Genomic DNA, 26,268 nt, shown 5'->3' on the forward strand with positions numbered 1-26,268 from the left:
CTCCTGTTGCCTGAAGAGGGCGTGCGGTTGTCGCTTCGAGCGTATAGGCCGACACGGACAAGCGGTCCCAGGTTGTACCGAACCGTTGTCGTGCTGATCACTTTGCTCCACGATCACCTCAACCGGGCGCCACCGTTCCGTCCGTCAGGCCGTCGTACATTCCGCGCACCAGCTGCTCGCCGAGCCGGCCCGCGTGCCGGAGCGCCCGCTCGAACTCGTCGAGGGCCCGGAAGCGGCCGCCGTAGCGCCGTTGTTCGTCGAGCGGAAGCCGGGGCAGCTGGAGCCGGCGCACGTCGAGGCGGGTGGCGGTGGACGCGTAGCTGCTGGCCTGGCGGTTGTTGGCGGTGCCGCGCAGGAACCCGGCGAGGAACCACGGGTCGAGTGCGGTGGGATCGGGGCGCAGGAGTACGAGGTTGCGCCCCAGGGCGGCGCCCGCCGTGCTGTCGTCGATCACGCGCGCCACCGAACCGCCGCCGAGCACCGGGACGACGACGTCGCCCGGTTCGGCCAGCACGGCCTCCTCGTCGCTCTCGGGGAGCGTTCCCGAGGGAGCGGTGCCGGCGAGGACGTCGTGGTCGGTGAGGACGGGCACGCGCGTGCGGCCGCCGCTTCCACCCGTGCGCATCACCAGCGCGCCCCCGCGCGCGAGTTCACCGACGGTGGTCAGCGGCCAGCGCGCGGGCCGCGCGGAGTCGGCCGGGGGCGGGGTGAGGTCGGCGGTCAGGCGCAGGGTCTCGCCGAGGCGTTCGCGCACGGCCGTGAGCTGCTGCGCGCCGTCGGCCGCGACGGGCGGCGGGAGATGCCGGGCGGGGGCGAGGTCCACGTCGTCGTCGAGGAGTTCGATGACCGGCACCGAACGGGCCAGCCCCGGCCGTTCCTCGCACTCCCCCGCGCGCTCGAAGGCACGCCAGGCGTCGAGGACCGCGTCCCGTACGGCCTGCCAGTCGGGCCCGCCGCGCCCCTCGCCGGCGAACCGCCCGGTGTCGGCCAGCAGCACCTGGGGCTGTGCGGGTGTCCGGTCCGGGCGGCGCAGCACCCACAGGTGCAGGGGGATGTTGTACGGCGGGGCCGCGCCCACCGGCAGCGCGACGACGGCGCGCAGCGCGCCCCGGCGCAGCAGGTCGGCGCGGATACGGCGGCCGGAGCGGCGGGAGGCGGCGGCGGGCGGCATCAGCAGTACGGCGGTGCCGCCGTCCCGGAGCCGGGCGAGCGCGTGCTGCACCCAGGCGAGCTCGGATTCGGTGCGCGCCGGGAAGCCGTACTCCCAGCGGGGGTCGTAGGCGAGTTCGTCGTGCCCCCAGTTGCGTTCGTTGAACGGCGGATGGCACAGGACGGCGTCGGCGCGCAGCTCGGGGTAGGCCTCCGCGCGGAGGGTGTCGCCGACGGCGGCGCGCACCGTCACGCGCGCGTGCAGCGCGCTTCGCAGTGCGGTGAGCGCGGCGAGTTCGGGGGCGCTGTCCTGGGCGTACAGCTCCTGGTCGGGGCGGGTGTCGACGGCGCGCAGGAGGGCGCCGGTGCCGCAGGCCGGGTCGAGCACGGTGCGGGCGGGGCCGGCGAGCTCGGCCATCAGGCGGGCGAGTTCGGCGGGGGTGAGGGTGTACTGGCGGGGGTTGGCGTCCAGGTGCCGTCCCAGCAGGAACTCGAAGGTCTGCCGTGCGCCCAGCTCGGCGGCGAGCTCGGCGGCGCCGCGCAGAAGGGGGGCGGAGGGGAGCAGTTCGGGGCCGGCGGGGATGTGAACGGCTGGGATGCTGTTCACGGACCGCGGGGTGTTCACAGCGGGTGCGGTGTGAACGGCGGGTGCGGTGCGCGCCGCGTCCGGCGCGTTCACAGCGGCCGTCCCGCCGGTGCTCCGCCGCTTGTGAACGCGGGCGTCGCGCGTCACGCCGAAGCGCGGTACGAGTACCTGCTCCAGCGCGTCGGGCAGCATCGCGGCCAGGCGCGCGTCGGAGCCGGCGCTCACGTCCAGCCAGACGGTGGGGCGTTCGTGGATGAGCAGCAGGACGCAGCCTGCGTGCACCAGCGCGGTGACCGGTCCTTCGGGGTGCCCCGCGAGTTGCTGCCAGACGCGTTCCCGCAGGGGGACCTCGGCGAGTTTGCCCTGCTTGCGCAGCCAGGCCTCGACCTCGGCGAGGGCGAAGGAGGGGCTGGTCTCGGTGCCGCCGACTGGCTTGGGGAAGTCGGCGTGCCGACGGCGCCAGTTGCTCACGGCGGCGCGGCCGACGCCGGCCAGCCGTGCGATTCCGGCGGCGGTCACCTCTGTTGCGTTGTCCTGCACCCGCCCCGCTCCCCTCGTCCATGTGTGAGCCGAGCATAGCGGCGTACACACGATCCAGGCATTCACGAGCGTGTACTAGAACACCCCTGTGAATCGTGTTGACTCGGTTCACAAGCTCTGGTCTCATTGACCCAGCGAACGAGCGACCGCCGGACGGAGGCGGTCGCCGCGTCGGGAGGGGATTGCCATGGGCATGAAGGGCAAGGTCGCGCTGGGCGCTGTCGTGGGGGTCGTCGTCATCGGTGTCGTGTCGGCGAACGCCGGCGGCAACGACAAGGACGGCGGTTCCGGCAGCGGCAGCAAGGGGTCCTCCGCCTCCGCCCAGCACAAGCCCGGCAGCAAGAAGGACTCGGGCGGCTCGCAGGCCGCCGCGAAGAAGGTCGCGTTCGAGGGGGACGGCGACTTCCAGGTCGGCAAGGACGTCAAGCCCGGCACCTACCGCACCACCGGGAACACCGACGACATGTGCTACTGGGAGCGGGCCAAGGACGCCTCGGGCGAGACGGACTCGCTGCTGGCCAACGACAACGTCACCGGCACCAGCTACGTCACCATCAAGGCCACCGACAAGCTCTTCAAGTCCAGCGGCTGCAAGGACTGGGAGGCCGTCGACCCGAAGGCGAAGGGTTCACCCGCCTCGACGGCGGACGGCGACGGCGGCATGTTCAAGGTGGGCACCGACCTCGCCCCGGGGACGTACAAGTCCACCGGCAATGCCGACGACTCCTGCTACTGGGAGCGCACCAAGGACGCCGAGCAGGGTCTCGACTCCATCATCGCCAACAACAACGTGACCGGCACGGCCGTCGTCACCATCAAGCCCACCGACGCCTACTTCAAGACCACCGGCTGCGGGGACTGGAAGAAGGCCGGCTGAACCGGCCACCGCCGGGCAGCAGACCACGACGGCACACGGCGCGGCGGCCGGCCACCCGCCGCCCCGCGCCCGCTCAGCATCACCCACCATCTTCACCATCTCTCACCAAGGAATTCCCATGCGTCGCACCGCACTTGCCGCCCTCTGCCTCGCCGCCGCGACCACCGTCGGGCTCACCGGCTGCACGCCGGGGCAGGACAAGGCGGACAACAAGCCCGCGAACAGCAAGTCGAAGGAACCGTTCGCCGGGCTGTCCGGTGGCGAGATCGCCGACCGGGCGATGAAGGCCACCACCGGAGCCTCGTCGCTGCGGATGAAGGGCGATGTCGTCGACACCGACGGCAACATCCGGATCGACATGGCCCTGAACAAGAAGGGCGAGTGTGCCGGCACGATGAGCATGGGCGGCCAGGGCAAGGCCGATCTGGTCAAGACCGGCGACACCGTCTACATGAAGTACGACGAGGCGTTCCTGCGCGCGCAGAGCAAGGGCGAGTCCAAGTCGGACACCGACGCGGCCGTGGCGATGCTGGCCGGCAAGTGGACCAAGATGGCCGCCAAGGGACAGGACGCCAAGGACATCGCGGGCTTCTGCGACCTGGACTCGGTGCTCGGCGGCGCCGAGGACGGCAACTCGGACGCCACCCGCGGCAAGACGACCACCGTCGACGGCACGCCCGCGATCGTGCTGCACGAGAAGGACGGCAAGGACCGCTACACCATCTACGTCGCCACCCAGGGCAAGCCGTACGTGCTGCGGGTCGACGGCGCGTCCGCCAAGGAGCCGATGAACCTCGACTTCAGCGACTTCGACCAGCCGGTGCCGGCGAAGAAGCCCACCGGCAAGATCATCGACCTGGACGCACTGGGCGGCTGAGCCGGGACGGGCGGAGGGCGGAGATGGCGGCTGTCTCCGCCTCCATCAGCCGCCGCACTGCTCCAGCATCATCTGCTTGTCGGCGGCCGTCACGGGAAGGTCGTACTTCAGCGACACCTGGGCGAAGCGTACCGAGTACGCGCAGCGGATCTGCTTGCTGGGAGGCAGCCAGCTCGCCGGACCTGAGTCGCTCTTCGCGCCGTTGGTCGGTCCGTCCACCGGGATCAGGTTGAGCGGATCGTTGGCTATGTCCTCCCGCTTGCCCTTCGCCCAGCGTGAGGCACCCATCTGCCAGTCGTAGGACAGCGGCATGACGTGGTCGATCTGGACCGTCGTCGCACGGGACTTGACCCACTCGATCGCCTTACCGGTGTACGGGTCATGCAGCGTCATGGAGGTGACGACGCAGTTCGAGCCCGCCCGGAAGCGGACTTTCTCGCCATCGCGTTTGAGGAGATCGTTTCGTGAGTCACACCCGTTGTGAGCGAAGGGGACGGCGCCCGGCGCCGAGTCCATCCAGGCGTAGCCGAACTTGTCCCGTTCGTACCCCGTCTTGGGGCCTCGCCCCTTCGTGGCCACTTTCCCGATCAACGACCGTGCCTTCGCCTTGTCCGCGGTGGAGGTGATGGCCGCCAACCCGGGCTTCGTTCCGTCCGGGTTGTCCAGCGGGCTCACCGCCCGGCCGTTTCCGGCGGTTGACACAGCGGAACCTGAGGGTCCGCCGTCCGCGGGTGAGTTGAGGTCCTTGCATCCGGCCAGCATGAATCCGGTCGCCAGCAGTACGGCGGTGCCCACCGCCCCGCGCCTCAGACGCATCACGCGCGTCCCCCTTCGCCTCCCCTGGTTCCGCCCTGGCACGGACGGACCCGCTCCAGTTCCCACGATATCGGCGGGGGAACGCGAAGCGGAGAGCGCCCGGGGGGAGGACGACAGGCGCATGAAGCGCTCGAACGTCCTGCCCCTGAGCCCTGTTACCCCGATTTCCCTTGACCTTGCCCCTGGCGTCAGGGTCCGACGATCCCGTCATGAGCGAACCGAGCCCACCGCGCGAACCCGCCAACTCCCCCCGCACCGTCCTGGTCACCGGCGCCGGCACCGGCATCGGACGCGCCACCGCCCGCGCGTTCGCCGCCGAGGGCGCGCACGTCCTGGCCGTCGGCCGGCGTCCCGTGCCCCTCACAGAGACCGCCGACGGCCACCCCGGGATCACCACCCTCCCCGCTGACATCACCGCCGAGGACGGCCCGGCGACCGTCGTCCGCACCGCGATTGAGCGTCACGGGCGTATCGACGTGCTGGTCAACAACGCCGCCGTCGTGAACACCGAGTCGCTGCGCACCTATTCACGGGCGTCCGTGCGACCCCAGCTCGCGACGAATCTCCTCGCGCCCGTCCTGCTCACCCAGGCCGCCCTCCCGGCGCTGGAGGAGAGCCACGGTGTCGTGGTGAACGTGACCACGTCCGTCGGCCAGCGCGGCTGGCCCGGCAACTCCCTGTACGCGGCGGGCAAGGCGGCCCTCGAAGTCCTCACCCGCAGCTGGGCGGTGGAACTCGCCCCGCTGGGGATCCGGGTCGTCGCCGTCGCCCCCGGCGCCATCGAGACGCCGATCGCCGACCACTCCGGCTACACGCCCGAACAGCGCGCCGCCATCCGCAAGTGGCAGCTCGACCACACCCCACTGGGCCGGGTGGGCCGCCCCGAGGAGGTCGCCTGGGCGATCACGCGGCTGGCCGCGCCGCAGGCGTCGTTCATCACCGGCGTGATCCTGCCGGTGGACGGCGGCGCCGTGGTCGCGTGACCCGCGCGGCTACGTGACCTGCGCTGCTACGTGACCTCCCGCAGCGCCGCCGCGAGCCGGTCCCGTACCGCCACCTGCGCCGCGATCCGGGCGTCGATCACGGCCAGCCGGTCCCTCGCGATCCGCAGGCCCTTCGCGGAGACCGGTTGGGCGGTGACGTCCCCGTCGAGACAGGGCAGGAACGCCCGTACGTCGTCCAGGGTGAGCCCCGCGTCCAGCAGGTTCCGGATGTTGCGGACGCGGAGCACCGCCCCTGCGTCGTACGCGCGGTAGCCGTTGGCGGCCCGTTCCGAGGTGATCAGCCCGGCCTGCTCGTAGTGCCGCAGGGCGCGCGGCGACGCCCCGGTCGCCGCCGCCAGCTCACCGATCCGCACGCGCGCCCCCGTCGTCGTACAAGACGGCCTACGACCCCAGGATCGAGGCCAGGAACTCCCCGACCCATCCCAGCAGTTCCCGGCCGACCAGCGGCTTGCCGCCCACCTTCGCGGTCTTGGGACGCGGCACCAGCACCTGGTGGACGGCCGGCTTGATGACCGTCCCCGGGTACAGCCGCTTGACCCGCAGTTCCTGCGACTCCCGCAGCTCCACCGGGGCGAAGCGGATGTTGTTGCCCTGGAGCACGACCTCGCCGACGCCGCACGCGCGCGCGAGCATCCGCAGCCCGGCCACCAGCAGCAGGTTCTCCACCGGCTCGGGCAGCTTGCCGTAGCGGTCGACGAGCTCCTCCCGTACCGCCTTGATGTCCTCCTCGCTGTTCGCGGAGGCGATGGCCCGGTAGGCCTGGAGGCGCAGCCGTTCGCCCGGCGCGTAGTCGTGCGGGACGTGCGCGTCGACGGGCAGCTCGATCTTGACCTCGAGCGGCGGCTCCTCCTCGATCTCGCCCGTCTCCAGCTGGCGCCGGTAGTCCGCGACGGCCTCGCCGACCATGCGGACGTACAGGTCGAAGCCGACACCGGCGATGTGGCCGGACTGTTCGCCGCCGAGGAGGTTTCCGGCGCCGCGGATCTCCAGGTCCTTCATGGCGACGTACATGCCGGCGCCCATCTCGGTGTGCTGGGCGATGGTCGCGAGCCGCTCGTGCGCGGTCTCCGTCAGGGGCTTCTCCGGCGGGTACAGGAAGTACGCGTACCCGCGCTCACGTCCTCGGCCGACCCGGCCGCGCAGCTGGTGCAGCTGGGAGAGGCCGAAGTTGTCCCCTCGTTCGACGATCAGGGTGTTGGCGTTGGAGATGTCGATGCCCGACTCGACGATCGTCGTCGAGACGAGCACGTCGAACTTCTTCTCCCAGAAGTCGACGACGACCTGCTCCAGCGCCGACTCCGACATCTGGCCGTGCGCGGTGGCGATGCGCGCCTCGGGGACGATCTCGCGGAGCCTGGCGGCGGCCCGGTCGATGGACTCGACCCGGTTGTGGATGTAGAAGACCTGGCCCTCGCGCAGCAGTTCACGGCGGACGGCCGCGCCGATCTGCTTCTCCTCGTACGGGCCGACGAAGGTGAGCACCGGGTGCCGCTCCTCCGGCGGGGTGGTGATCGTCGACATCTCGCGGATGCCGGTGACCGCCATCTCCAGGGTGCGCGGGATGGGGGTGGCCGACATGGTCAGCACGTCCACGTTCGCGCGCAGCTTCTTCAGCTGTTCCTTGTGCTCGACGCCGAAGCGCTGTTCCTCGTCGACGATGACCAGGCCGAGGTCCTTGAACTTCGTCTCCGAGGAGAACAGCCGGTGGGTGCCGATGACAACGTCGACCGAGCCCTCGCGCAGCCCCTCCAGGACGGCCTTGGCCTCGGTGTCGGTCTGGAAGCGGCTGAGCGCCTTCACGCTGACCGGGAACTGGCCGTAGCGCTCGGAGAACGTCCCGAAGTGCTGCTGCACCAGCAGCGTGGTGGGGACGAGGACCGCGACCTGCTTGCCGTCCTGGACGGCCTTGAAGGCGGCACGGACCGCGATCTCCGTCTTGCCGTAGCCGACGTCACCGCAGATCAGCCGGTCCATGGGGACCGACTTCTCCATGTCCTCCTTGACCTCGGCGATGGTGGTGAGCTGGTCGGGGGTCTCCGCGTACGGGAAGGCGTCCTCCAGCTCGCGCTGCCAGGGGCTGTCCGCGCCGAAGGCGTGCCCCGGGGCGGCCATGCGCGCGCTGTACAGCTTGATCAGGTCGGCGGCGATCTCCTTGACCGCCTTCTTCGCGCGGGCCTTGGTCTTCGTCCAGTCGGCGCCGCCGAGCCGGTGCAGGGTGGGCGCCTCGCCGCCGACGTACTTGGTGATCTGCTCCAGCTGGTCGGTGGGGATGTACAGGCGGTCGCCGGGCTGGCCGCGCTTGGCGGGGGCGTACTCGACGACCAGGTACTCGCGGGTGGCGCCCTGGACGGTGCGCTGCACCATCTCGATGTAGCGGCCGACGCCGTGCTGCTCGTGGACGATGTAGTCGCCGGTCTCCAGGGTGAGCGGGTCGATGGTCTTGCGGCGGCGGGCGGGCATGCGGGTGCCGTCCCGGCCGGCCGCCTTCTGGCCGGTGAGGTCGGTCTCCGTCAGGACGGCGAGTCCGAGCGCCGGGTCGACGAAGCCGTAGTCGATGGAGCCGCAGGCGACGTGCACGACGGAGGGGGTGAGCTCGCCGAGGTCGCCCGGCTTCGCGTCGGACACGGCCAGGCGGGCGGGGATGCCCTCGCCGCCGAGCACCTCCACCGTGCGGGCGGCCGGGCCGTGGCCCTCGGTGACGAAGACGGTGCGCCAGCCGTCGGCGAGCCAGCCCTTGGTGTCGGCCAGTGCCCTCGCCGTGTCGCCGCGGTAGGTCTCGGGCGCGTGCATGCCCAGCTTGAGGGTGTCGGCGTCCAGGGTCTCGTCCGCCGCGAACGGCGACACCGACCACCACATCATGTCCAGCTCGCGCGCGCGGTCGCGGACGTCCGCGATGGACCACAGGGAGGCCGCGCCGACGTCGATGGGCGCCTCGCCGCCGCCCGCGGTGGCCGCCCAGGAGGCCTGGAGGAACTCCTGGCTGGTGGCGACGAGATCGGCGGCACGCGTGCGTACCCGCTCCGGGTCGCACACGACGGCCATGGCGCCCTTGGGCAGCACGTCGAGCAGCAGTTCCATGTCGTCGACCAGGACGGGGGCCAGGGACTCCATGCCCTCGACCGCGATGCCCTCGGCGATCTTTCCGAGCAGCTCGCCCAGTTCCGGGTGCTGTTCGGCGAGGGCACGCGCGCGCGTGCGGACGTCTTCCGTCAACAGCAGTTCACGGCACGGCGGTGCCCACAGGCCGTGCTCGGCGACCTCCAGCGACCGCTGGTCGGCGACCTTGAAGTAGCGGATCTCCTCGACGTCGTCGCCCCAGAACTCGATGCGCAGGGGGTGTTCCTCGGTGGGCGGGAACACATCGAGGATGCCGCCGCGCACGGCGAACTCGCCCCGCTTCTCCACCAGCTCCACGCGCGCGTACGCGGCCGCCGCGAGGGCCTCCACGATCGCGTTCAGGTCGGCGGTCTGCCCGGTCCGCAGGGCCACCGGCTCCAGGTCGCCGAGGCCCTTGACCTGCGGCTGGAGCACGGACCGAACGGGGGCGACGACGACGGAGACCGGCCCGGTCTCGGGGTCGTCGGCGCGGGGGTGGGCCAGGCGGCGCAGGACGGCGAGGCGACGGCCGACGGTGTCGCTGCGCGGGCTGAGCCGCTCGTGGGGCAGCGTCTCCCAGGAGGGGTACTCCACGACGCCCTCGGGGGGCAGCAGCGAGCGCAGGGCGGCGGCCAGGTCCTCGGCCTCCCGTCCCGTCGCCGTGACCGCCAGCACCGGGCGGCCGGCGTCGCGGGCCAGGGCGGCTACCGCGAAGGGGCGGGCCGCCGGGGGGCCGACCAGGTCGACGTGCATGCGGTTGCCGTCGGCGGAAGCCTTGATCGCTTCTGCCAGGGCGGGGTCCTTGACTACGGCGTCGAGCAGACCGTGCAGGCTCATTCGGGGGCGGCTTTCGTCCGGGGCGGGCAACACGACGGGCCCGACACGCGTCGCGGGCCGGGGGTGTCCAGCGTACGACTCCGCCGGGGCGTTCACCCGCGGGAGTGAGGATCGGCCGGGTCGTCGCCCCGGCCCCCGACGCCACAGGGGCTGGGCCCGGCGGCAGCATCCGCCGGGCCCAGCCCCTCCCCCGTTCCCCCGTGACCCCCGTCCGCGGTGGTCCGAGGCCGATCGCTAATCGGTGGCGATCGCGTTCAGTACGTTCATCCGGCCCGCCCGGAACGCCGGGACGAGCGCCGCGAACAGTCCCACGAAGGCGGAGCCGACGAAGACGTAGATGATGGTCGGCCAGGGGATGTCCAGGACCTTCAGGCCCTCCAGGGCGAGCAGCTTCTGGGCGGTGGCTCCCCAGCCCATGCCGAGGCCGAGGCCGAGCAGGGCGCCGAAGAGGGCGATGACCACCGACTCCAGGCGGATCATGCGGCGCAGCTGGCGGCGGGAGAGGCCGATGGCCCGCATCAGACCGATCTCCCGGGTGCGCTCCACCACGGACAGGGCCAGGGTGTTCACCACGCCCAGGACCGCCACGATGATCGCCAGTGCCAGCAGGCCGTAGATCATGTTCAGCAGCTGGCCGATCTGGTCCTTCAGGTTCTTCTTGTAGTCGGTCTGGTCGCGGACCTTGTACTGCGGGTAGCCGTGCAGCGCGGACTTCAGCGCCTTGTACGCGGCGGCCTGCTGCCCGTCCTTGGCGGTGGCGAAGACCAGCTGGTCGAGCGGCATCTTGTCGGCCGGCACGTACTTGGCGAGCGTGGCGATCGAGGTGTACTTGGCGCCCTGGTCGATCACGTCGTCGCTGCTGGTGATCGCGCGGACCGTCAGGTGGGCGGTGGAGCCGTCCCTGAAGGCCACGGTGATCTTCGAGCCGAGGTGGATGCCGTGGGCCTTGGCGAACTTCTCGTGGACGGACATCGAGTCCGGCAGGTAGGCGTCCTTGAGGTCACCGGCGACGGTCTTCTTGCGCAGGTCGCTCGCGTACGACGGGTCGGCCGCCGTGATGTCGGTGTCCTTGAGCGTCTTGCCGTCGGGGGTGGTGTAGTCGGCGACGGCCGTCCGGTACTCGGTGACCCGGGCCAGGCCCGGCGTCGACTTCACGGCCTTCACCGCCTGCGGGACGACCTTCTCGCCCTTGTCGTTCTGGATGATGAAGTCCGTACCGACGGTCTTGTCGAGCTGGTCGGTGGCGGAGGCCACCATCGAGGAGCCGACCACCGACAGGCAGGCGACCAGCGCGAGGCCGATCATCAGGGCCGCGCCGGTGGCGCCGGTGCGGCGCGGGTTGCGCAGGGCGTTGCGCTCGGCCATCCGCCCCACGGGGCCGAACATCCGCAGCAGCACGGCGCTGAGCACCCGTACCAGGCCGCCGGCGAGCAGCGGGCCGATGACGACGAAACCGATCAGGGTCAGCACGATGCCCATGCCGAGGTACGGGGTGCCGTCCTTGGCCTTGTCGACGGAGGTGACCGCGTACAGGCTCAGGCCTCCGGCGCCGGTGAGGACGACACCGATCAGGGCCCGTATCCAGCCGGCCCTGCCGTCGGCCGGGGTGCCCGCGTCGCGCAGCGCGGCCATCGGGGAGACCTTGCCGGCCCGGCGGGCGGGCAGGTAGGCGGCCAGGACGGTGACCACGACCCCGAGGAGCAGACCGATCACCGGGGTCGTCCAGGCGACCGTCAGATCGTCCGTCGACAGGTGCATGCCCATATTGCCCATGAGCTTCATCAGGCCCACCGCGATGCCGACGCCCGCGCCGACACCGAGCACGGACCCGACCACGCCCAGCAGCAGCGCCTCGGCCAGCACCGAGCGGTTGACCTGCTTGCGGGAGGAGCCGATGGCCCGCATCAGACCGATCTCCCGGGTGCGCTGGGCGACCAGCATCGAGAAGGTGTTGATGATCAGGAAGATGCCGACGAGGAAGGCGATCCCGGCGAAGCCGAGCATCGCGTACTTCATGACGTTCAGCAGGCCCTCGACCTGCTTCTGGTTGGCGTCGGCGACCTCCTTGGCGGTCTGCACCTTGTAGCCGGCGCCGAGTTCGGCCGCCACGTTCTTCTTCAGCTGGGCGTCGGTGACGCCCTTCGCCGCCGTGACGTTGACGTTCGTGTAGACGCCGGTCTCGCCGACGAGCGTCCGCTGGGCGGTGCGGGTGTCGAAGTAGAAGATCGCCGCGCCGGGGTTGGTGACCTGGAAGGTGGCGATGCCGGAGACGCGGGCGGTGTGCGTGCCGACCGTGGTGATCACGCCGATCTCGTCGCCGAGCTTCAGGTGGTGCTTGTCGGCGGTGTCGGCGTCGACCATGATCTGGCCGGAGCCCTTGGGCGCCGCACCGGAGGTGATCTTCATGGTGCGGGCGTCGTTGCCATTCCAGCTGCCGACGATGGTCGGCGCGCCGCTGCTGGGCGAGAGGTCGTCCTTGTCGGCGTCGACGACCGTGGCCGTGGTGGAGAACACCGTCCCCTCCGCGGCCTTGACGCCCTGGGTCTTGCGGACCTTGCCGAGCACCGAGGCGGGCATCACCGGAGGCTTGCCGTTGTCGGAGGTCGTCTCACCGGTGTCGGAGGCGCCCTTGGCGCTTACCTGCACGTCGGAGGAGGTGGCCTGGAACAGCTTGTCGAAGGTGGTGTTCATCGTGTCGGTGAACACCAGCGTGCCGCACACGAACGCCACCGACAGCAGCACCGCCATCGCCGACAGCGCCATACGGCCCTTGTGCGCGAAGAAGTTGCGCATCGAGGTCTTCAGGACGGTCATGACGTACGCCCCCGGGCGTCGAAGTCCTTCATGCGGTCCAGGACCTGGTCGGCCGTCGGCTGGTACATCTCGTCGACGATCCGGCCGTCGGCGAGGTACAGCACCCGGTCCGCGTACGACGCCGCCACCGGGTCGTGGGTGACCATCACGATGGTCTGGCCCAGCTCGTCCACGGACGTGCGCAGGAAGCCGAGGACTTCGGCGCCGGCCCGCGAGTCGAGGTTGCCGGTCGGCTCGTCCCCGAAGATGATCTCGGGGCGGGCGGCCAGGGCGCGGGCCACGGCGACGCGCTGCTGCTGGCCGCCGGAGAGCTGGGTGGGCCGGTGCTTGAGCCGCCCGGCGAGGCCGACGGTCTCCACCACCCGGTCCAGCCACGCCCGGTCGGGCTTGCGGCCCGCGATGTCCATGGGCAGCGTGATGTTCTCCAGCGCGTTCAGCGTCGGCAGCAGGTTGAACGCCTGGAAGATGAACCCGATCCGGTCCCGGCGCAGCTGGGTGAGCTTCTTGTCCTTCAGGCCGGTGATCTCGGTCTCGTCCAGGTAGATCTGGCCGCTCGTCACGGTGTCGAGCCCGGCCAGGCAGTGCATCAGCGTGGACTTGCCGGAGCCCGAGGGGCCCATGATCGCGGTGAACTGGCCGCGGGCGATGTCCACGTCGACGTGGTCCAGGGCGACGACGCGGGTCTCGCCCGACCCGTACGCCTTCACGACCTGCCGCGCCCGCGCGGCAACGGCCGTACGCCCTCCAGTGCCCCCGTGCCTGGGAATGGTCACAGCCGATGTCACGGTAAGTCTCCTATGTCGGTCAGCAGGTCTGCGGATGCGCCCGGTCGAGCCGGCGCGTCGTGCTGGGTACGTCGATCAGTCTGGCGTCCCGCGGGGGCGCCGCGCGCTGGTGCGAAGCCCCCTCTTCGCGGGGGGTTAACCCCACCTCCGCCGGTTCGGTCAGCCGCCCCCCGACGGCGTAAAGCCAGGTTAAGGAGGGCACGGGTGCCGTCTCGTCCTCCGGCGGTACGAACCCTCCCCCAGCCGTTGTACGGAGGAACCCCTAGGGGCGGTCCACCCCCGGGTGGAGCCGGACTCGGGGTCCCGCTCCACCCTTCGGCCCCGACAGGCTGCATCCTCCCGCCACGTGAGGGTCAAACGGGAAGCTGTTCCCGGCGCATAGGTGCAGGGGGCAAGGGGCCGGTCAGGGCAGCCGGACGGAGACCTCGGGTGCCGTCCTCGCCTCAGGGAGGTACGTACCCCTCCGCTTCAGGTGTCCGACTGCGGTCGCACGCACGCAAGTTAACGCCGGTAACACCCGAGGTCAGACACGTTTTCGCATAGTAAGCGCATACCGACCGTCCAGTTTGATGAAAACCCCGCGCGCCCCGGAAAGCTGCGAGTAGCGTGCGCACTCGCTCCCCCCACCTCCCTGCGGTCCGCCGCCACGGACCCGAGCCACGCAAGGAGCACGGGATGTCCTACGACCCGTCCCCGCACCACCCCGCACACCTCACCTACCCCTGGCAGCCACCACCCCCCGAACCCCACCGCCCCCGCAGCGCACCCCAGCGCGCACCGCTCGGCCACCACAGCGATCTGCGGATCCTGCGCAGCGCCTACCGCTGGCAGCGCCGCACCGCCACCCTCACCGCGCTCGGCTACTTCACCCTCTTCCTGCTGCTGTCGGCGTTCGCCCCGGACCTGATGACGACCCCCGCCACCGACGGCATCCCCACCGGCCTGCTGCTCGCCCTCGCCCAACTGCCCGTCACCTGGCTGGCGATCGCCCTCTACGAGCACACCGCGCGCCGCCGCGTCGACCCGCTCGCCGACCGCATCCGCAAGCAGGCCGAACTCGACGCCAAGCGGGGGGCCGCACGATGACCGGCTTCAGCGACTCGGCGCAGGCGTGGTCCCTGGTGGCCTTCTGCACCGTCGCCACCATCACCCTGCTGCTGTGCGTGATGACCGGCCCGGACCGCGACGACCTCGACGAGTTCTACACCGGCTACGGCTCCCTCTCCCCGCTGCGCAACGGCCTCGCCATCGCCGGCGACTACATCTCGGCGGCGACCGTGCTCGGCACCGGCGGCGTGATCGCCCTGTGCGGCTACGACGGCATCGTGCTGGCCCTGAGCACGGCCCTGTCGCTGATGCTGCTGATGTTCCTGCTGGCCGAACCCCTGCGCAACGCCGGCCGCTTCACCATGGGCGACGCACTGGCCCGCCGCACGCCCGGACGCGGCGCACGGATCGCGGCCTGCGCGGTCACCATCGCCGCGCTGCTGCCGCTGATGCTGGTCCAACTCGCGGGCGCGGGACAGCTGATGGCGTTCCTGCTCGGCTTCTCCAACGAGTCGGTGAAGACCGGGTGCGTGGTCGGCATCGGCGCCCTGATGATCAGCTACGCGGCGATCGGCGGCATGAAGGGCACCGCCCTCATCCAGATCCTGAAGATCGTGATGCTGCTCGGCTCCGGCGCCGTCGTCGCCGTACTCGTGCTGCACCGCTTCGACTGGGACCCCGGCGCCCTGTTCGGCCAGGCCGCGCGGCAGAGCGGCGCCGGACCGGCCTTCCTCCACTCCGGCCTCCAGTTCGCGGGCGGCGCCGCACCCCGCCTGGACATGATCTCGTCCGAGCTGACGATCGTGCTCGGCGGCGCCTGCCTGCCGCACATCACCATGCGCATGTACACCGCCTCCAGTGCCCGCCAGGTCCGCCGCTCGATGTCCTGGGCGGTTTCCTGCGTGGCCCTGTTCGTGCTGGTCATCATGGTCGTGGCGGTCGGTGCGACGGCGCTCGTCGGCAGCCGGGCCATCGCGGGCGCCGACCCGCAGGGCAACACCGCCTACCTGCTGGGCGCGCGGGCCGCGTTCGGCTCCGACATCTCCACCGCGGAGACGCTGCTGTTCACCACGGTCACGTCCGCGATCTTCCTGACCCTCCTGGCCTCCGTCGCCGGCATGATCCTCGCCTGCGCCAACTCCCTCGCCCACGACGTCTTCGCCGCCCGCGTGCAGGAGATGCCCGCTCCCCGCGAGATGGCACTGGCCCGGCTCTCGGCGCTGGCGATCGGCATCCCCGCGGTCCTCCTGGCCACCCTGGTCCAGCACCACAGCCTGCAACCCCTGGTGACCCTCTCCTTCTGCCTGGGCGCCTCCGCCATCGCCCCCGCCCTGGTGTACAGCCTCTTCTGGCGCCGCTACACCCGAACGGGCCTGCTGTGCACCCTGATCGGCGGCTCCCTCACCGTCCTGCTGCTCATGCCCGGCACCAACCTGGTCTCCGGCTCCCCCGTCGCCGCCTTCCCCCACGCCGACTTCAACTGGTTCCCGTTCACCACCACGGGCCTGGTCTCCATCCCGGCCGGCTTCGCCTTCGGCTGGCTCGGCACGATGGCCTGCGGCCGGCACAAGGCCGAGGAACAGCGGCGGCAGTACGAGGCGGTGGAGGGCTGGATCCTGGCGGGGGTGGTACGCCGGTAGACGCGCCGCTGACCCGGCCCGGCACCGCCGGAGCAAGGACCGGTGCCGGTCGACGCGAGGACCGGTGCCGGCCGACGCGAGGGGCGCCGCGCTGGTGGGCGCCTGGTTCGGCTACTCGGCCCCTCGGCCCTTCCAGGTCGTGAGGCTGCTGCGCACGGAGTCCATCTGTGCCTGCATGAGGTCCCACGTCTCCCCGTGCTCGCGCAGCACCCGCTCCGTCTCCCGGGCGATCAGGTCCTCGCGCACCCGGGCCTCGGCAAGGATCTCGGCGGCACGCGCGCGTGCCTCTTCCTGGCCCGGCGCCTCCCCCTCCCTCGCCGCCACGAGTTCCCGCTCCGCGTCCGCCACCGCGGCCTCCGCCCGGGCCACCCGCTCGGCGTGCAGCGCCTCGAACTCGGCCGAGCGCTCGACCTCCTCCCGCTCCACCGCCGCCCACCGCTCGGCATGCTCCCGGGCCTGCTCGGCCAGCATCCCCGAGGTCCGCTGCCGTACCTCCCGCAGCGCCGCGAGCGCCTCACTGCGGCTCTCCTTCACCGCCCGCCGCGTACCGACCCGAAGGGCGTCGGCCTCGGCCTGCGCCGCGAGGAGCCGCTGGCGGGCCCATTCCTCGGCGTCCCCGACGAGCGCGTCCGCGTACTCCTCGGCCGCCCGGCCCACGCTCTCGGCGTACGCCAGCGCCTCAGCCAGCTCAGCCCGCGCGGCGTCCCGCGCGGACTCCCGTACGGCGTGCGCCTCTTCCACCCCGAGCTGGAAGAGACGCCGCGCGCTCTCGCCGAGCGACTCGTACGTCGGCGGTGCCAGCTGCGCGACCGTCTCGCGCAACCGGGCCACCTCCGCCGCCATGTCCTTGGCGAGCACGGTGAGCCGGGCGGCCCGCTCCCAGGCGGCGTCCCGGTCCCGCGAGAGCGCCTCGGCGAACGCGTCGACCCGGTCGGGCCGGTAGCCGCGCCCCCGGACGGAGACGAAGCCGTGCGGCGACACCGGTGCACTGCCCATCCTGTGAACCCCTCTCCGCCAGACACACACGAAATGATGATTTCGCGCATATCTTGATGTATCGGACGTAAGTGTTCATAACGCGACACTCCGCAGACACAACTCGGCCAGGTACTGGCAGCACGCGAAGGGGCCGCCCCCGGTCACCCGGGTCCGGCCCCACCGACTACGACAAACCGCTACGACAGCCGCCCTACAGCAGCCCGTCCCACATCTGCTCCAGCAGCACCGACCACCAGCTCTCCGGCGACCCCAGCGCCGCCGGGTCCAGCGAGGCCAACTGCGCCTGGAAATCGACCGTCCAGCGGCCCGCCTGCTCCGGGTTCAGACCGAACCGCAGCCGCCACATCCGGCCCAGCAGCGCCAGACACCGCGCGAACTCCGGCAGCCCCGAGTTCACGAACTGCGGCGGCACGGGCCCACCGCCCGGCCCCGCCTCGACCGGCACGGCGACGATGTTCGCCGTCCCGTACTGCACACAGACCGCCTTGCCGAAGTCCGTACCCATCACCAGGTACGACCCCGCGTCCGGCGCCGGCTGCACCCCACGCTCCGCCGCCAGCTCCGCCAGCGTCGGCACCGGACGCCCCGGCTGCGCCTGCGCCCAGAAGAACGGACCCATGTCCAGCGGCAGCCCGGCCACCACCAGCGTGTGCGCCACGACCGGCGGCACACCCTGACGCGACACCGCCCCCTGGTCGAACCGGAACACCCCCGGCCCGAACGCCGCCGCCAGCTCCTGCGCGATCGCCTCCGGCGGGATCGGCGGCGCCGGCTGCACCGGCGGCAACGGCGCCCGCACCGGCGCCGGCCGCGCGGGACCGTCCGCCACCTGGTGCAACTCGCCCTGGTGCGCCAGCAACTGCCGCATGCCCTGCTGCCGGCTCGCGTGATCCGTCCCGTACGGCGCGATGCTCGCGATCCGCGCCTGCGGCCACTGCTCCCGGATCATCCGCGCACAGTACGCACCCGGCAGCTCGCACGACTCCAGCTCCGTGTGCAGCTCCAGCACCTGGTTCGGCGGCACGTTCATCGCACGCAGCTCATGGAAGATCTGCCACTCCGGATGCGGCGTACCCGGCGCCGAACGCCGGATCAGCTGCTGCTCGGAACCGTCCTGCGCGCGATAACGCAGCACGGCCTGATACCCCGGACCGACCATCGGCTGCCCCTGCTGCTGCGGGTAGCCGTACGCCGGAGGCTGCCCGGGCGGCGGCATGGCACCGGGAGGCGGCATGGCACCCGGCGGGGGCATGGCACCAGGCGGCGGCATGGCACCCGGCGGCATCGGCTGCGGGGCGGCCGCCGCACCGGGGGGAGGCGGCGGAGGCGCGCCGGGCCCGGACACCGGGGGCGCGGCCAGCACGGTCTCCGCGTGATGCACGCCACCAGGCCCACCACCCGTCGAAGGCCCTTGCGGAGCAGACGGGTTCGGCACACCGGGACCGGCCGGAGCACCCGGCGGCTGCGGGCCCGCGGGCCCCTGAGGACCGAGCGCCGACACCATCTGCGTCGGCACATACCCGCCCGCAGGCGCACCCGGCGCACCCGGCGCCCCGGGCGCACCCGGCGGAGGCGGCGGCGCGGCACCCGGCGTCCCCGGAGCACCCGGCGGCGGAGGCGGCGCACCCGCCCCACCGCGCGCCCGGCGCGGCGGAGGCGCGGCCTTGCTCGTCGCGGCGTCCGCGATGTCCCCGGCGTTCGGCGCCAACGGCCGCCCCGGACCAGCCGGACCAGCCGGAGCACCGGGAGCACCGGGAGCACCCTGGCCCCCCGGACCGACCGGCGGCTGAGGCGCGCCCGGAGCACCCGCCGGGGCTCCCGGGGCCTGCGGATAGCCGTACCTGGGAGCACCCTGCGGGCCACCGGGCGGCGCAGGCGGAGGCGGCGGGGTGCTGCCCTGCGGCGCGCCCGGCGCCTGCGGATAGCCGTACGACGGCGCACCCGGCGGCGGAGGCGGCGGGGAGCTCCCCTGCGCGGGCCTCGGAACCGGGCCGGCAGCCGGAGCCCCCGGACCGTCCACCGCCGGCGCGACAGCCGTCGGCGGCAGCTGACTGCCCCCCGAGATCAGCGCCGTCTTGGCGTCCGGCGGAGTCGGCGGAGTCGGCGAGCCATCGCCGGACTCGCTCACCGGCGGCGAGAACACCGTCGCCGGCAACGGCACGGACCGGTCCTCACCGGCGTCCCCATTGGTGTCCGTACCCGCCCAGGGCGTCGCCCCGGCGGGCACCGGCCCATCGGAGCCACCCCGCTCACCGGCCCCGGCGGCCGGCCACGACGCACCACTGCCCGGCGCACCACCGCCCGGCGCACCACCGCCCAGCCCGCCATCCGACGGCACACCATCAGACGGCACCGCGTCCGACGGCACCGCGTCCGAGGGCTCGGCACCCGAAGCACCGGCAGGCCCCGAAACCGGCACCCCCGCCTGCGTCCGGGGCAACTCGCCGCCCTGCGAGCGCCGATCCGGAATCCCCAGCTTGTCCGCCGCCTCCTGCAACCACTCCGGCGGACTCAGCAAGAACGACGTCTGGTTCAGATCCACCCGCGCCGCGGGCGCCGGCACCGCGTCCGCCGGCTCGGCCTCACGGCCGTACTCCTCCTCGTACCGGCGGATCACCTCACCCACCGGCAACGCCGGCCACAACGTGGCCTCACCACTGTCCCGGGCGATGACCAGCCGCTGCCCGCCCGCGTCCGAGCGCGGGCCCTCCGCACGGTCCTCGCCCCACACCACGAAACCGAGGTCGAACTCCCGCACCCGCACCTCACGGTGCTGGTACACCGGCACGTCCCCGTTGATCCACTCTTCCGCGCGCTCCTGCGCCTGCGCGAACGTCACCATCGCCGAAGCTCACTCCCCCACGGAAGAAACGGAAGACACCGGAACGGCACGCGCGAAACCGCCGTCCACCATCAGGTTCGCCACCGTCTCCAACTCCGGCGGACTGCCCGCCAGCCGCGACAGAAAGGCGTCGAAGTCGTCACCGCACGGCAGCAGCAGACGCTCCACCCGCTCCGCCGGAGGCCACGCCGGATCCACGTCCCGCGCGTCGTCGTACGCGCAGAACCACACCGAACCGGCCCGCTCCCCCCGCACCTTCACCGCCAGCAGACCACCCTGCACGAAGGCCACCCCCAGGTAGTCCTTCGTCAGATGATCACGCAAGCACTTGTTCACATACACCAGGTCATTGACCGCAGCCTCATCACGCACCGTGAAGAACGGCTGATCCACCAACAACCCCAACTCGGCGACCAACGCCGTCCCCACCGGCGCACACCCGCCCGCCGCCTTCAAGAACGACCGATAAGCACCCGGCAACCGATACCCCAGGTCCTCCTCGACCCCCTGCACCTGCGACTCCGTCACCGCCACACCCGACTTCGGCAGACCGAAATGCGCCGGACGCGTCTCCTGCAACGGCCGCGTCCCCCGCTTCCCGTGGTCCACCCCGGCCGTCGCCACCCCACCGTGATGCCGCAGCAACGCCTTCACATCGACCGGCACCAGCTCCAGCCGCCGCGAACCCACCACGTGATGCCACGTCCAGCCGTGCGGCGTCGCCACATCCGGCACCGTGTCCCACAACTCGTGCCCCGACGCCGCCAACGCCGCGTTCGCCGACACGTAGTCCGTCAGCCGCAACTCATCGACGCCGAAACCCTCCGGCGGCTCGGCAACCTCCGCCGCCGCACGCGCATACGGCGAGAAATCGGGGTACCCGCGCTCGTCGACACGTACCCCTCTCGGGTGACGTGCCGCCCGGACCGGATCCGGGAAATGCACGACCTGCCCGGCATAGGCCGCGTTCGGCGGCGCGGCTTGCTGCCCGAGCCGACCTGTCGTCATGGCGGTAGCCCCCTGCGGCGTTCTCTCAGGCCTGTACGGCGGAATCGATCGCGAATGCCGACAGCCTATGCGGTACACCGACCCCGGTCACCGGGCCTCCACTTCCGTGACCAGCCGTCACCCCACCGTGACAGCCCACCCCGAACAGGGCGTGTCGCACCGCCCCAGCTTCCGCACCCGCCACGCGATTTGGCAATCTGTGTCCTTCGGGGGAAGCCCGGGAGGGAAGAGGACCATGAACACCATGCAGGCCGGAGGCGGTGGAGACGTACACGCGGGCGACCCCCGCATCGGCTGGAGCAGCACCGAAACACCTCCCGCCCCCACCCTCCTGCACCGCCGCGACGGCATCCTGCCCACCGTCGCCGCCGCCCTCTCCGTCCGCGGCACCACCCTCACCGGCACCGCCGCCCGCGGCGACCACACCCCCGCCCTCCACCCCCTCGTCCAGGACTTCCTCGACACCCTCACCAGCGCCCAACGCGACCGCTTCACCGGCCGCTGCGCCGAAACCATCCTCATCTCCCGCCACATCACGGCCGCCGACGCCGAGCGCAGCAGACGTGCCGCCCGCAAACCCATGACCAACGGCGAAGCACGCAAAGCCCTCAAACAAGCCAAACTCACCGCACGCCGCATACGCGAGGACGGCGACCCCCTCCACGGCAGCTTCGCCACCCCATGCCGCGCCTGCACCGCCCTCAGCGCCCACTTCGGCGTCCGCATCGTCGACCCCACCACCGACGACTAGAACCCACCACCCGCACCACCCCGCACAGGCACTCCGCACAAGCACGACGAACGAAGGGCAGATGCACACCGACCGCACCACCTCCACCACACGCTTCGCCGTCCCCGTCGACGCCGCCCTGCGCACCGCCGGCTGGCAACCCGGACGCTGGGACATAAAACAAGCCGAATACTGGGCCGACACCCTCCGCGACCACACCTCACCCGCCGGCCACCGCCACACCGTCTTCCCCGCGGCCGTCGAAGCCTGGGCCGAATTCGGCGGCCTCCACATCGCCCCCACCGGCCCCGGCCGCCAGATCGCCCCCGCGACCCTCCACCTCGACCCACTGCACGGCGTCCACCACGCCCGCACCCTCGGCGACCTCGGCCGCGCCCTCGACACCGACGTCTGCCCCCTCGGCGAGGAAACCGACACCCACTCCCTCCTCGCCGTCGACGCCGCGGGCCGCGTCTACGCCCTCGACCACACCGGCGACTGGTACCTCGGCCCCGACATCGACCACGCCCTCACAGCACTGATCTCCGGCATAGAACCGGTACGCCTCACCGCCGGCTGACCCCCACCGGCCCCGCGACCCAGCCGGCTCACGCCGCCGGAATCACCGCCGACACCCGGAAACCCCCCGCGTCCGTCGGCCCCGACACGAACACCCCGCCCAGCGCCGCGACCCGCTCCCGCATCCCCACCAGGCCGTTACCACCCGACGGCAACCCCACCGCGGGCTCCGACCCCACCTCCGGCGGCGGCTCGTTCTCCACCTGCATCGCGATCTCCGACACCCGATGCGCGAGCCGCACATACGTCTTCGCACCCGCGGCGTGCTTGTGGACGTTCGTCAACGCCTCCTGCACCACGCGGTACGCCGTCTGCTCGACCTCCCGCGCATACGACCGCGCGTCCCCCTCCACCGACAGATCCACCACCATCCCCGCGGCGGCCGACTGCCCCACCAGTTCGTCCAGCTCCGACAGACACGGCCCGTCCTCGTCCACGGCCCGCGAAGCCGCCTTCGCGACAACCACATCCACAGCCGCCAACTGCGCCTGCGCCGCCCGCCGCTGGGCGTCGTCCCCCGCCCTGAGCACCCCGAGCATCTCCCGCAGCTCCGTCAACGCCTGCCGCCCCATGTCCCCCACCAGCGCCGCGTTCCGCGCCGCCTTCTCGGGATCCTTCCGCGCCACCGCCTGCAACGCCGCCGCATGCACCACCATCAGGCTCACCCGGTGCGCGACCACGTCATGCATCTCCCGCGCGATCCGCGTCCGCTCCTCGCCCCGCGCCCACTCGGCCCGCTCCTCCGCCCGCTCGGCCAGCAACTGGAGCTCCCGCTCCAGACTGTCCGCCCGCTCCCGCAGACTCTCCATGAGCCGACGCCGGGCACCCACGTACAGGCCGAGCAGAAGCGGGGGCGCGGTCAGCCCGAGGGAGGTGGTGATGGAGGCGAAGGGCACGAACCAGTCGCCGAGGGTCAAGTCACCCCGCGCCATGTCCTGCCGCACCCGCACGAACGTCACGACCATCGTCCCCACCAGGGACATCCCCGCCAGCGCCACGATGATCCGACGCGGCAGCTCGCACGCGGCCAGCGTGTACAGACCCACGATGCCCATCAGGAAACCCATCTGGGCCGGAGTGATCGCGATCGCCACCAGCACGACGGCGATCGGCCACCGGCGGCGGATCAGCAGCACCGACCCCGCGAGCAACCCGAACACGATCCCCACGGCCACCGGAATCCCGGCATCACGCGCGAACGGGATCCCCTCCGCGCCGCACTCCAGAGCCGACACCAGCGCGAGACTCCCGTCGAGCACCGCACTGCGCCACCTCGCCCACCACCACGGGCCGGTCGGGCCCGTGGCATGGTCTTCCCCCGTCGTGGTCATGCGTCCAGCCTACGTTCGGCAGGTACCGCTTTTCCGGTGAGTTTCGCGGACTGGGTTACACCACACCCCGTAATCGAATAACAGCGAAACCGACCGGTATCCCTCGAACTGCTGAACCACACCCGTTCGACCCCGGAAGCGGGCATTCCGCCCGGACGGTATGCCCATGGCACATTCAGCAGGCAAGTACGCGGACTTCGAGGGGTTGCGGGAGCGGGCGGTCGCCTTGCGGCGGGCGGGGCTCAGCCGACGGCAGATCCGCGATCGGCTGCACGTGGACAACAACGACATCCTCAACCGGCTACTGGAGGGCGAGCCGCCCCCGGAATGGACCAAGCGGCCGAACGCGAAGGACGACCTGAGGGGCAGGGCGAGGGAGCTGCGGCTCCAGGGGTGGACCTACGACCAGATCCAGGTGGAGCTGGGGTGCTCGAAGAGTTCGATCTCACTGTGGGTACGGGATCTGCCGAAGCCGGAGCGCCGCGACCCGACGGAGCAGGCAACGCTGGCCGCTCGAAAGAGGTGGGAGCACGAGCTGGCCATGCGGGAGCAGAAGCGGCAACAGACCAAGGCCGCTGCGGCGGAGCAGCTCGGTGAGATGTCCGACCGCGATCTGTTCATTGCGGGCGTCGCCCTGTACTGGGCCGAGGGCTCCAAAGACAAGCCATACGACCGGCGCGAGAACGTCCTCTTCGTCAACAGCGATCCCGGTGTGATCCAGATCTACCTGGCTTGGCTCAGCCTGCTGGGTGTCGAGCCCGAACGTCTGACATACCGAGTGATGATCCACATCACCGCAAACGTAGAGGGCGCCAAGCGCTACTGGGCCGACTTGGTGGGCGTCGAAGCCTCAGCGTTCCAGAAGACGACGATCAAGAAGCACAACCCCAAGACGGTGCGCAAGAACGTGGGCGACAACTACCGAGGCTGCCTCGTGATCCGAGTGTCACAAGGAGCTGACCTCTATCGTCGGATTGAAGGATGGTGGAAGGGAATGGTGTCTCAGGCGCCGACACGACTCAGGTAAGGTCTGACGCAGCCATCCGCCATGGGGTAATTGGTAGCCCGCGGGCCTTTGAAGCCCTGTAGTGCTGGTTCGAATCCAGCTGGCGGAGCTGCAAGGTTCGGGCCCTGACACCTCTGTCAGGGCCCGCTCTCACGTCCCCCAAGAAACGCCCCGGTATCCTGCGGATGTCCCCACCCGTCCAAAGCCGAAGGGCAACCCCGTGAGCGCCATTCGCCCGGCAGCCGTCGTCGTTCTCGCAGCGGGTGAGGGCACCCGTATGAAGTCGGCCACACCCAAGGTCCTGCACGAGATCTGCGGCCGTTCCCTGGTGGGCCATGTGCTGGCCGCCGCCCGTGAGTTGAAGCCCGAGAACCTGGTCGTCGTGGTCGGCCACGCCCGCGAGCAGGTCACCGCCCACCTGGGCGAGGTCGACGCGAGCGTGCGCACGGCGGTGCAGGAGCAGCAGAAGGGGACCGGGCACGCCGTGCGCATGGGCCTGGAGGAGCTGGGCAGCGGGGTCGACGGAACCGTTGTCGTCGTCTGCGGGGACACTCCCCTCCTGACCGGTGAGACGCTCCAGCGGCTCGCCGAGACGCACCACGCCGACGGCAACGCCGTCACCGTGCTGACCGCCGAGGTCCCGGACGCGACCGGGTACGGGCGGATCGTGCGTGACCATGCCACCGGTGCGGTCACCGCGATCGTCGAGCACAAGGACGCCACCGACGCCCAGCGGGAGATCCGGGAGATCAACTCCGGGGTCTTCGCCTTCGACGGGCAGCTGCTCGCCGACGCGCTGAAGAAGGTGCGGACGAACAACAGCCAGCACGAGGAGTACCTGACCGACGTGCTCGGGATCCTGCGTGAGGCCGGTCACCGCGTCGGGGCTTCCGTGGCGGGTGATCACCGTGAGATCGCGGGGATCAACAACCGTGTGCAGCTCTCCCAGGCGCGCCGGATCCTCAACGACCGGCTGCTGGAGCGGGCGATGCTGGCCGGCGTGACGGTGATCGACCCGGCGACGACGTGGGTGGACGTCACCGTCACCTTCGAGCAGGACGCCGTCGTGTACCCCGGCACGCAGCTGCACGGCTCGACCCACCTCGCCGAGGGCGCCGAGGTCGGTCCCAACTGCCGGCTGAGGGACACGCACGTGGGTGCGGGGGCCCGGGTGGACAACACGGTGTCCGACGGGGCTCGGATCGGGGCGCAGGCGAGTGTGGGGCCGTACGCCTATCTGCGTCCGGGGACGCGGCTGGGTGTGAAGGGCAAGATCGGGACCTACGTGGAGACGAAGAACTCCTCCATCGGTGAGGGGACGAAGGTCCCGCATCTGTCGTACGTGGGTGACGCGACGATCGGTGACTACACGAACATCGGTGCCGCGAGTGTCTTCGTGAACTACGACGGGGAGAGCAAGCACCACACCACCGTCGGGTCGCACTGCAAGACGGGTTCGGACAACATGTTTGTGGCGCCTGTCACGGTCGGGGACGGTGCGTACACCGCCGCGGGGTCCGTGATCACGAAGGATGTGCCGCCCGGTTCGCTGGCCGTGGCCCGTGGTCAGCAGCGGAATATCGAGGGTTGGGTGGCTCGTAAGCGTCCGGGGAGTGCGGCCGCGAAGGCGGCCGAGGCGGCTTCCGGGCGGGGGTCGCGCGAGGACTGACCGGAAACGGGTCCGTCAAACACGGCGTACCGTGAT

At 71.4% G+C, this 26,268-nt stretch carries 19 protein-coding genes and 1 tRNA gene; 10 read left to right on the forward strand and 10 right to left on the reverse strand.

Annotated features, from left to right (window positions below):
• Positions 1–118 precede the first annotated feature (118 nt).
• Positions 119–2,275, reverse strand: a complete 2,157-nt coding sequence (locus ACFY01_RS35400) for an N-6 DNA methylase (RefSeq protein ID WP_390739848.1) — start codon at positions 2,273–2,275, stop codon at positions 119–121.
• A gap of 187 nt (positions 2,276–2,462) precedes the next feature.
• Here ACFY01_RS35400 and ACFY01_RS35405 point away from each other — a divergent pair, with 187 nt between their 5' ends.
• Positions 2,463–3,152: a hypothetical protein gene (locus ACFY01_RS35405; protein ID WP_390739849.1), complete on the forward strand. Its 690-nt coding sequence runs from the start codon at positions 2,463–2,465 to the stop codon at positions 3,150–3,152.
• A 118-nt stretch (positions 3,153–3,270) separates the two neighbouring features.
• The gene (locus tag ACFY01_RS35410) at positions 3,271–4,029 is read left to right on the forward strand and encodes a hypothetical protein (protein WP_390739850.1); all 759 of its coding nucleotides are present in this window, start codon (positions 3,271–3,273) and stop codon (positions 4,027–4,029) included.
• 45 nt (positions 4,030–4,074) lie between these two features.
• Here the strand turns inward: ACFY01_RS35410 and ACFY01_RS35415 are convergent, their stop codons facing one another.
• On the reverse strand, positions 4,075–4,845 hold the full coding sequence (locus ACFY01_RS35415) for an HNH endonuclease family protein (protein ID WP_390739959.1): 771 nt from the start codon (positions 4,843–4,845) through the stop codon (positions 4,075–4,077).
• 209 nt (positions 4,846–5,054) lie between these two features.
• Here ACFY01_RS35415 and ACFY01_RS35420 point away from each other — a divergent pair, with 209 nt between their 5' ends.
• The gene (locus tag ACFY01_RS35420) at positions 5,055–5,828 is read left to right on the forward strand and encodes an SDR family NAD(P)-dependent oxidoreductase (RefSeq protein ID WP_390739851.1); all 774 of its coding nucleotides are present in this window, start codon (positions 5,055–5,057) and stop codon (positions 5,826–5,828) included.
• 26 nt (positions 5,829–5,854) lie between these two features.
• Here ACFY01_RS35420 and ACFY01_RS35425 read toward each other — a convergent pair whose 3' ends face one another.
• The 4 genes from ACFY01_RS35425 to ACFY01_RS35440 all read right to left on the reverse strand — a co-directional run bounded on the left by ACFY01_RS35425 (position 5,855) and on the right by ACFY01_RS35440 (position 13,381).
• The gene (locus ACFY01_RS35425) at positions 5,855–6,202 is read right to left on the reverse strand and encodes a MerR family transcriptional regulator (RefSeq protein ID WP_390739852.1); all 348 of its coding nucleotides are present in this window, start codon (positions 6,200–6,202) and stop codon (positions 5,855–5,857) included.
• Between the two features lie 28 nt (positions 6,203–6,230).
• Positions 6,231–9,782, reverse strand: coding sequence for a transcription-repair coupling factor (gene mfd / locus ACFY01_RS35430; protein ID WP_390739853.1), 3,552 nt, complete (start codon positions 9,780–9,782; stop codon positions 6,231–6,233).
• Positions 9,783–10,016: 234 nt separating this feature from the next.
• Positions 10,017–12,596: an ABC transporter permease gene (locus ACFY01_RS35435; RefSeq protein ID WP_390739854.1), complete on the reverse strand. Its 2,580-nt coding sequence runs from the start codon at positions 12,594–12,596 to the stop codon at positions 10,017–10,019.
• Positions 12,593–13,381: an ABC transporter ATP-binding protein gene (locus tag ACFY01_RS35440; RefSeq protein ID WP_390739855.1), complete on the reverse strand. Its 789-nt coding sequence runs from the start codon at positions 13,379–13,381 to the stop codon at positions 12,593–12,595. The genes ACFY01_RS35435 and ACFY01_RS35440 overlap by 4 nt, the downstream gene beginning before the upstream one ends.
• A gap of 675 nt (positions 13,382–14,056) precedes the next feature.
• Between ACFY01_RS35440 and ACFY01_RS35445 the strand changes: the two genes are divergently transcribed.
• Both ACFY01_RS35445 and ACFY01_RS35450 read left to right on the forward strand, forming a co-directional pair.
• On the forward strand, positions 14,057–14,467 hold the full coding sequence (locus ACFY01_RS35445; protein WP_390739856.1) for a DUF485 domain-containing protein: 411 nt from the start codon (positions 14,057–14,059) through the stop codon (positions 14,465–14,467).
• Complete coding sequence (locus ACFY01_RS35450) at positions 14,464–16,068, forward strand: cation acetate symporter (protein ID WP_390739857.1); 1,605 nt, start codon at positions 14,464–14,466, stop codon at positions 16,066–16,068. The genes ACFY01_RS35445 and ACFY01_RS35450 overlap by 4 nt, the downstream gene beginning before the upstream one ends.
• 111 nt (positions 16,069–16,179) lie before the next feature.
• Here the strand turns inward: ACFY01_RS35450 and ACFY01_RS35455 are convergent, their stop codons facing one another.
• The 3 genes from ACFY01_RS35455 to ACFY01_RS35465 form a co-directional block, all read right to left on the reverse strand.
• Positions 16,180–17,064, reverse strand: a complete 885-nt coding sequence (locus ACFY01_RS35455) for a cellulose-binding protein (protein WP_390739858.1) — start codon at positions 17,062–17,064, stop codon at positions 16,180–16,182.
• A 193-nt stretch (positions 17,065–17,257) separates the two neighbouring features.
• Positions 17,258–19,909 carry an SUKH-4 family immunity protein gene (locus tag ACFY01_RS35460; protein WP_390739859.1) on the reverse strand — a complete coding sequence of 884 codons (2,652 nt, stop codon included), beginning with the start codon at positions 19,907–19,909 and terminating at the stop codon, positions 17,258–17,260.
• Positions 19,910–19,918: 9 nt separating this feature from the next.
• Positions 19,919–20,917: an SMI1/KNR4 family protein gene (locus tag ACFY01_RS35465; RefSeq protein ID WP_390739860.1), complete on the reverse strand. Its 999-nt coding sequence runs from the start codon at positions 20,915–20,917 to the stop codon at positions 19,919–19,921.
• 235 nt (positions 20,918–21,152) lie between these two features.
• Here ACFY01_RS35465 and ACFY01_RS35470 point away from each other — a divergent pair, with 235 nt between their 5' ends.
• Both ACFY01_RS35470 and ACFY01_RS35475 read left to right on the forward strand, forming a co-directional pair.
• Entirely contained in the window at positions 21,153–21,668 is a 516-nt protein-coding gene (locus ACFY01_RS35470) for a YwqJ-related putative deaminase (protein ID WP_390739861.1), read from the forward strand.
• A gap of 61 nt (positions 21,669–21,729) precedes the next feature.
• Positions 21,730–22,227 (forward strand): SUKH-3 domain-containing protein, encoded by a 498-nt coding sequence (locus tag ACFY01_RS35475; RefSeq protein WP_390739862.1) that lies wholly within the window; start codon positions 21,730–21,732, stop codon positions 22,225–22,227.
• Between the two features lie 28 nt (positions 22,228–22,255).
• Here the strand turns inward: ACFY01_RS35475 and ACFY01_RS35480 are convergent, their stop codons facing one another.
• Positions 22,256–23,557: a sensor histidine kinase gene (locus ACFY01_RS35480; RefSeq protein ID WP_390739863.1), complete on the reverse strand. Its 1,302-nt coding sequence runs from the start codon at positions 23,555–23,557 to the stop codon at positions 22,256–22,258.
• A gap of 166 nt (positions 23,558–23,723) precedes the next feature.
• On the opposite strand from ACFY01_RS35480, the gene ACFY01_RS35485 reads away from it, so the two are divergent.
• From ACFY01_RS35485 to glmU, 3 genes are all read left to right on the forward strand, one after another.
• Positions 23,724–24,584, forward strand: coding sequence for a hypothetical protein (locus tag ACFY01_RS35485; protein ID WP_390739864.1), 861 nt, complete (start codon positions 23,724–23,726; stop codon positions 24,582–24,584).
• Positions 24,585–24,599: 15 nt separating this feature from the next.
• Positions 24,600–24,672, forward strand: a tRNA-Gln gene (locus tag ACFY01_RS35490).
• Between the two features lie 111 nt (positions 24,673–24,783).
• Positions 24,784–26,232: a bifunctional UDP-N-acetylglucosamine diphosphorylase/glucosamine-1-phosphate N-acetyltransferase GlmU gene (gene glmU, locus ACFY01_RS35495; RefSeq protein WP_390739865.1), complete on the forward strand. Its 1,449-nt coding sequence runs from the start codon at positions 24,784–24,786 to the stop codon at positions 26,230–26,232.
• Positions 26,233–26,268 lie beyond the last annotated feature (36 nt).

The sequence above is a fragment of the Streptomyces sp. NPDC001480 genome (assembly GCF_042894725.1).
Lineage (GTDB): Bacteria > Actinomycetota > Actinomycetes > Streptomycetales > Streptomycetaceae > Streptomyces.

Coding starts and splice junctions, on each gene's coding strand:
- ACFY01_RS35405 (WP_390739849.1), top strand. CDS start 2,463: ATGGGCATGAAGGGCAAGGTCGCGCTGGGCGCTGTCGTGGGGGTCGTC.
- ACFY01_RS35410 (WP_390739850.1), top strand. CDS start 3,271: ATGCGTCGCACCGCACTTGCCGCCCTCTGCCTCGCCGCCGCGACCACC.
- ACFY01_RS35415 (WP_390739959.1), bottom strand. CDS start 4,845: ATGCGTCTGAGGCGCGGGGCGGTGGGCACCGCCGTACTGCTGGCGACC.
- ACFY01_RS35420 (WP_390739851.1), top strand. CDS start 5,055: ATGAGCGAACCGAGCCCACCGCGCGAACCCGCCAACTCCCCCCGCACC.
- mfd (WP_390739853.1), bottom strand. CDS start 9,782: ATGAGCCTGCACGGTCTGCTCGACGCCGTAGTCAAGGACCCCGCCCTG.
- ACFY01_RS35435 (WP_390739854.1), bottom strand. CDS start 12,596: ATGACCGTCCTGAAGACCTCGATGCGCAACTTCTTCGCGCACAAGGGC.
- ACFY01_RS35445 (WP_390739856.1), top strand. CDS start 14,057: ATGTCCTACGACCCGTCCCCGCACCACCCCGCACACCTCACCTACCCC.
- ACFY01_RS35450 (WP_390739857.1), top strand. CDS start 14,464: ATGACCGGCTTCAGCGACTCGGCGCAGGCGTGGTCCCTGGTGGCCTTC.
- ACFY01_RS35455 (WP_390739858.1), bottom strand. CDS start 17,064: ATGGGCAGTGCACCGGTGTCGCCGCACGGCTTCGTCTCCGTCCGGGGG.
- ACFY01_RS35460 (WP_390739859.1), bottom strand. CDS start 19,909: ATGGTGACGTTCGCGCAGGCGCAGGAGCGCGCGGAAGAGTGGATCAAC.
- ACFY01_RS35465 (WP_390739860.1), bottom strand. CDS start 20,917: ATGACGACAGGTCGGCTCGGGCAGCAAGCCGCGCCGCCGAACGCGGCC.
- ACFY01_RS35470 (WP_390739861.1), top strand. CDS start 21,153: ATGAACACCATGCAGGCCGGAGGCGGTGGAGACGTACACGCGGGCGAC.
- ACFY01_RS35475 (WP_390739862.1), top strand. CDS start 21,730: ATGCACACCGACCGCACCACCTCCACCACACGCTTCGCCGTCCCCGTC.
- ACFY01_RS35480 (WP_390739863.1), bottom strand. CDS start 23,557: ATGACCACGACGGGGGAAGACCATGCCACGGGCCCGACCGGCCCGTGG.
- ACFY01_RS35485 (WP_390739864.1), top strand. CDS start 23,724: ATGGCACATTCAGCAGGCAAGTACGCGGACTTCGAGGGGTTGCGGGAG.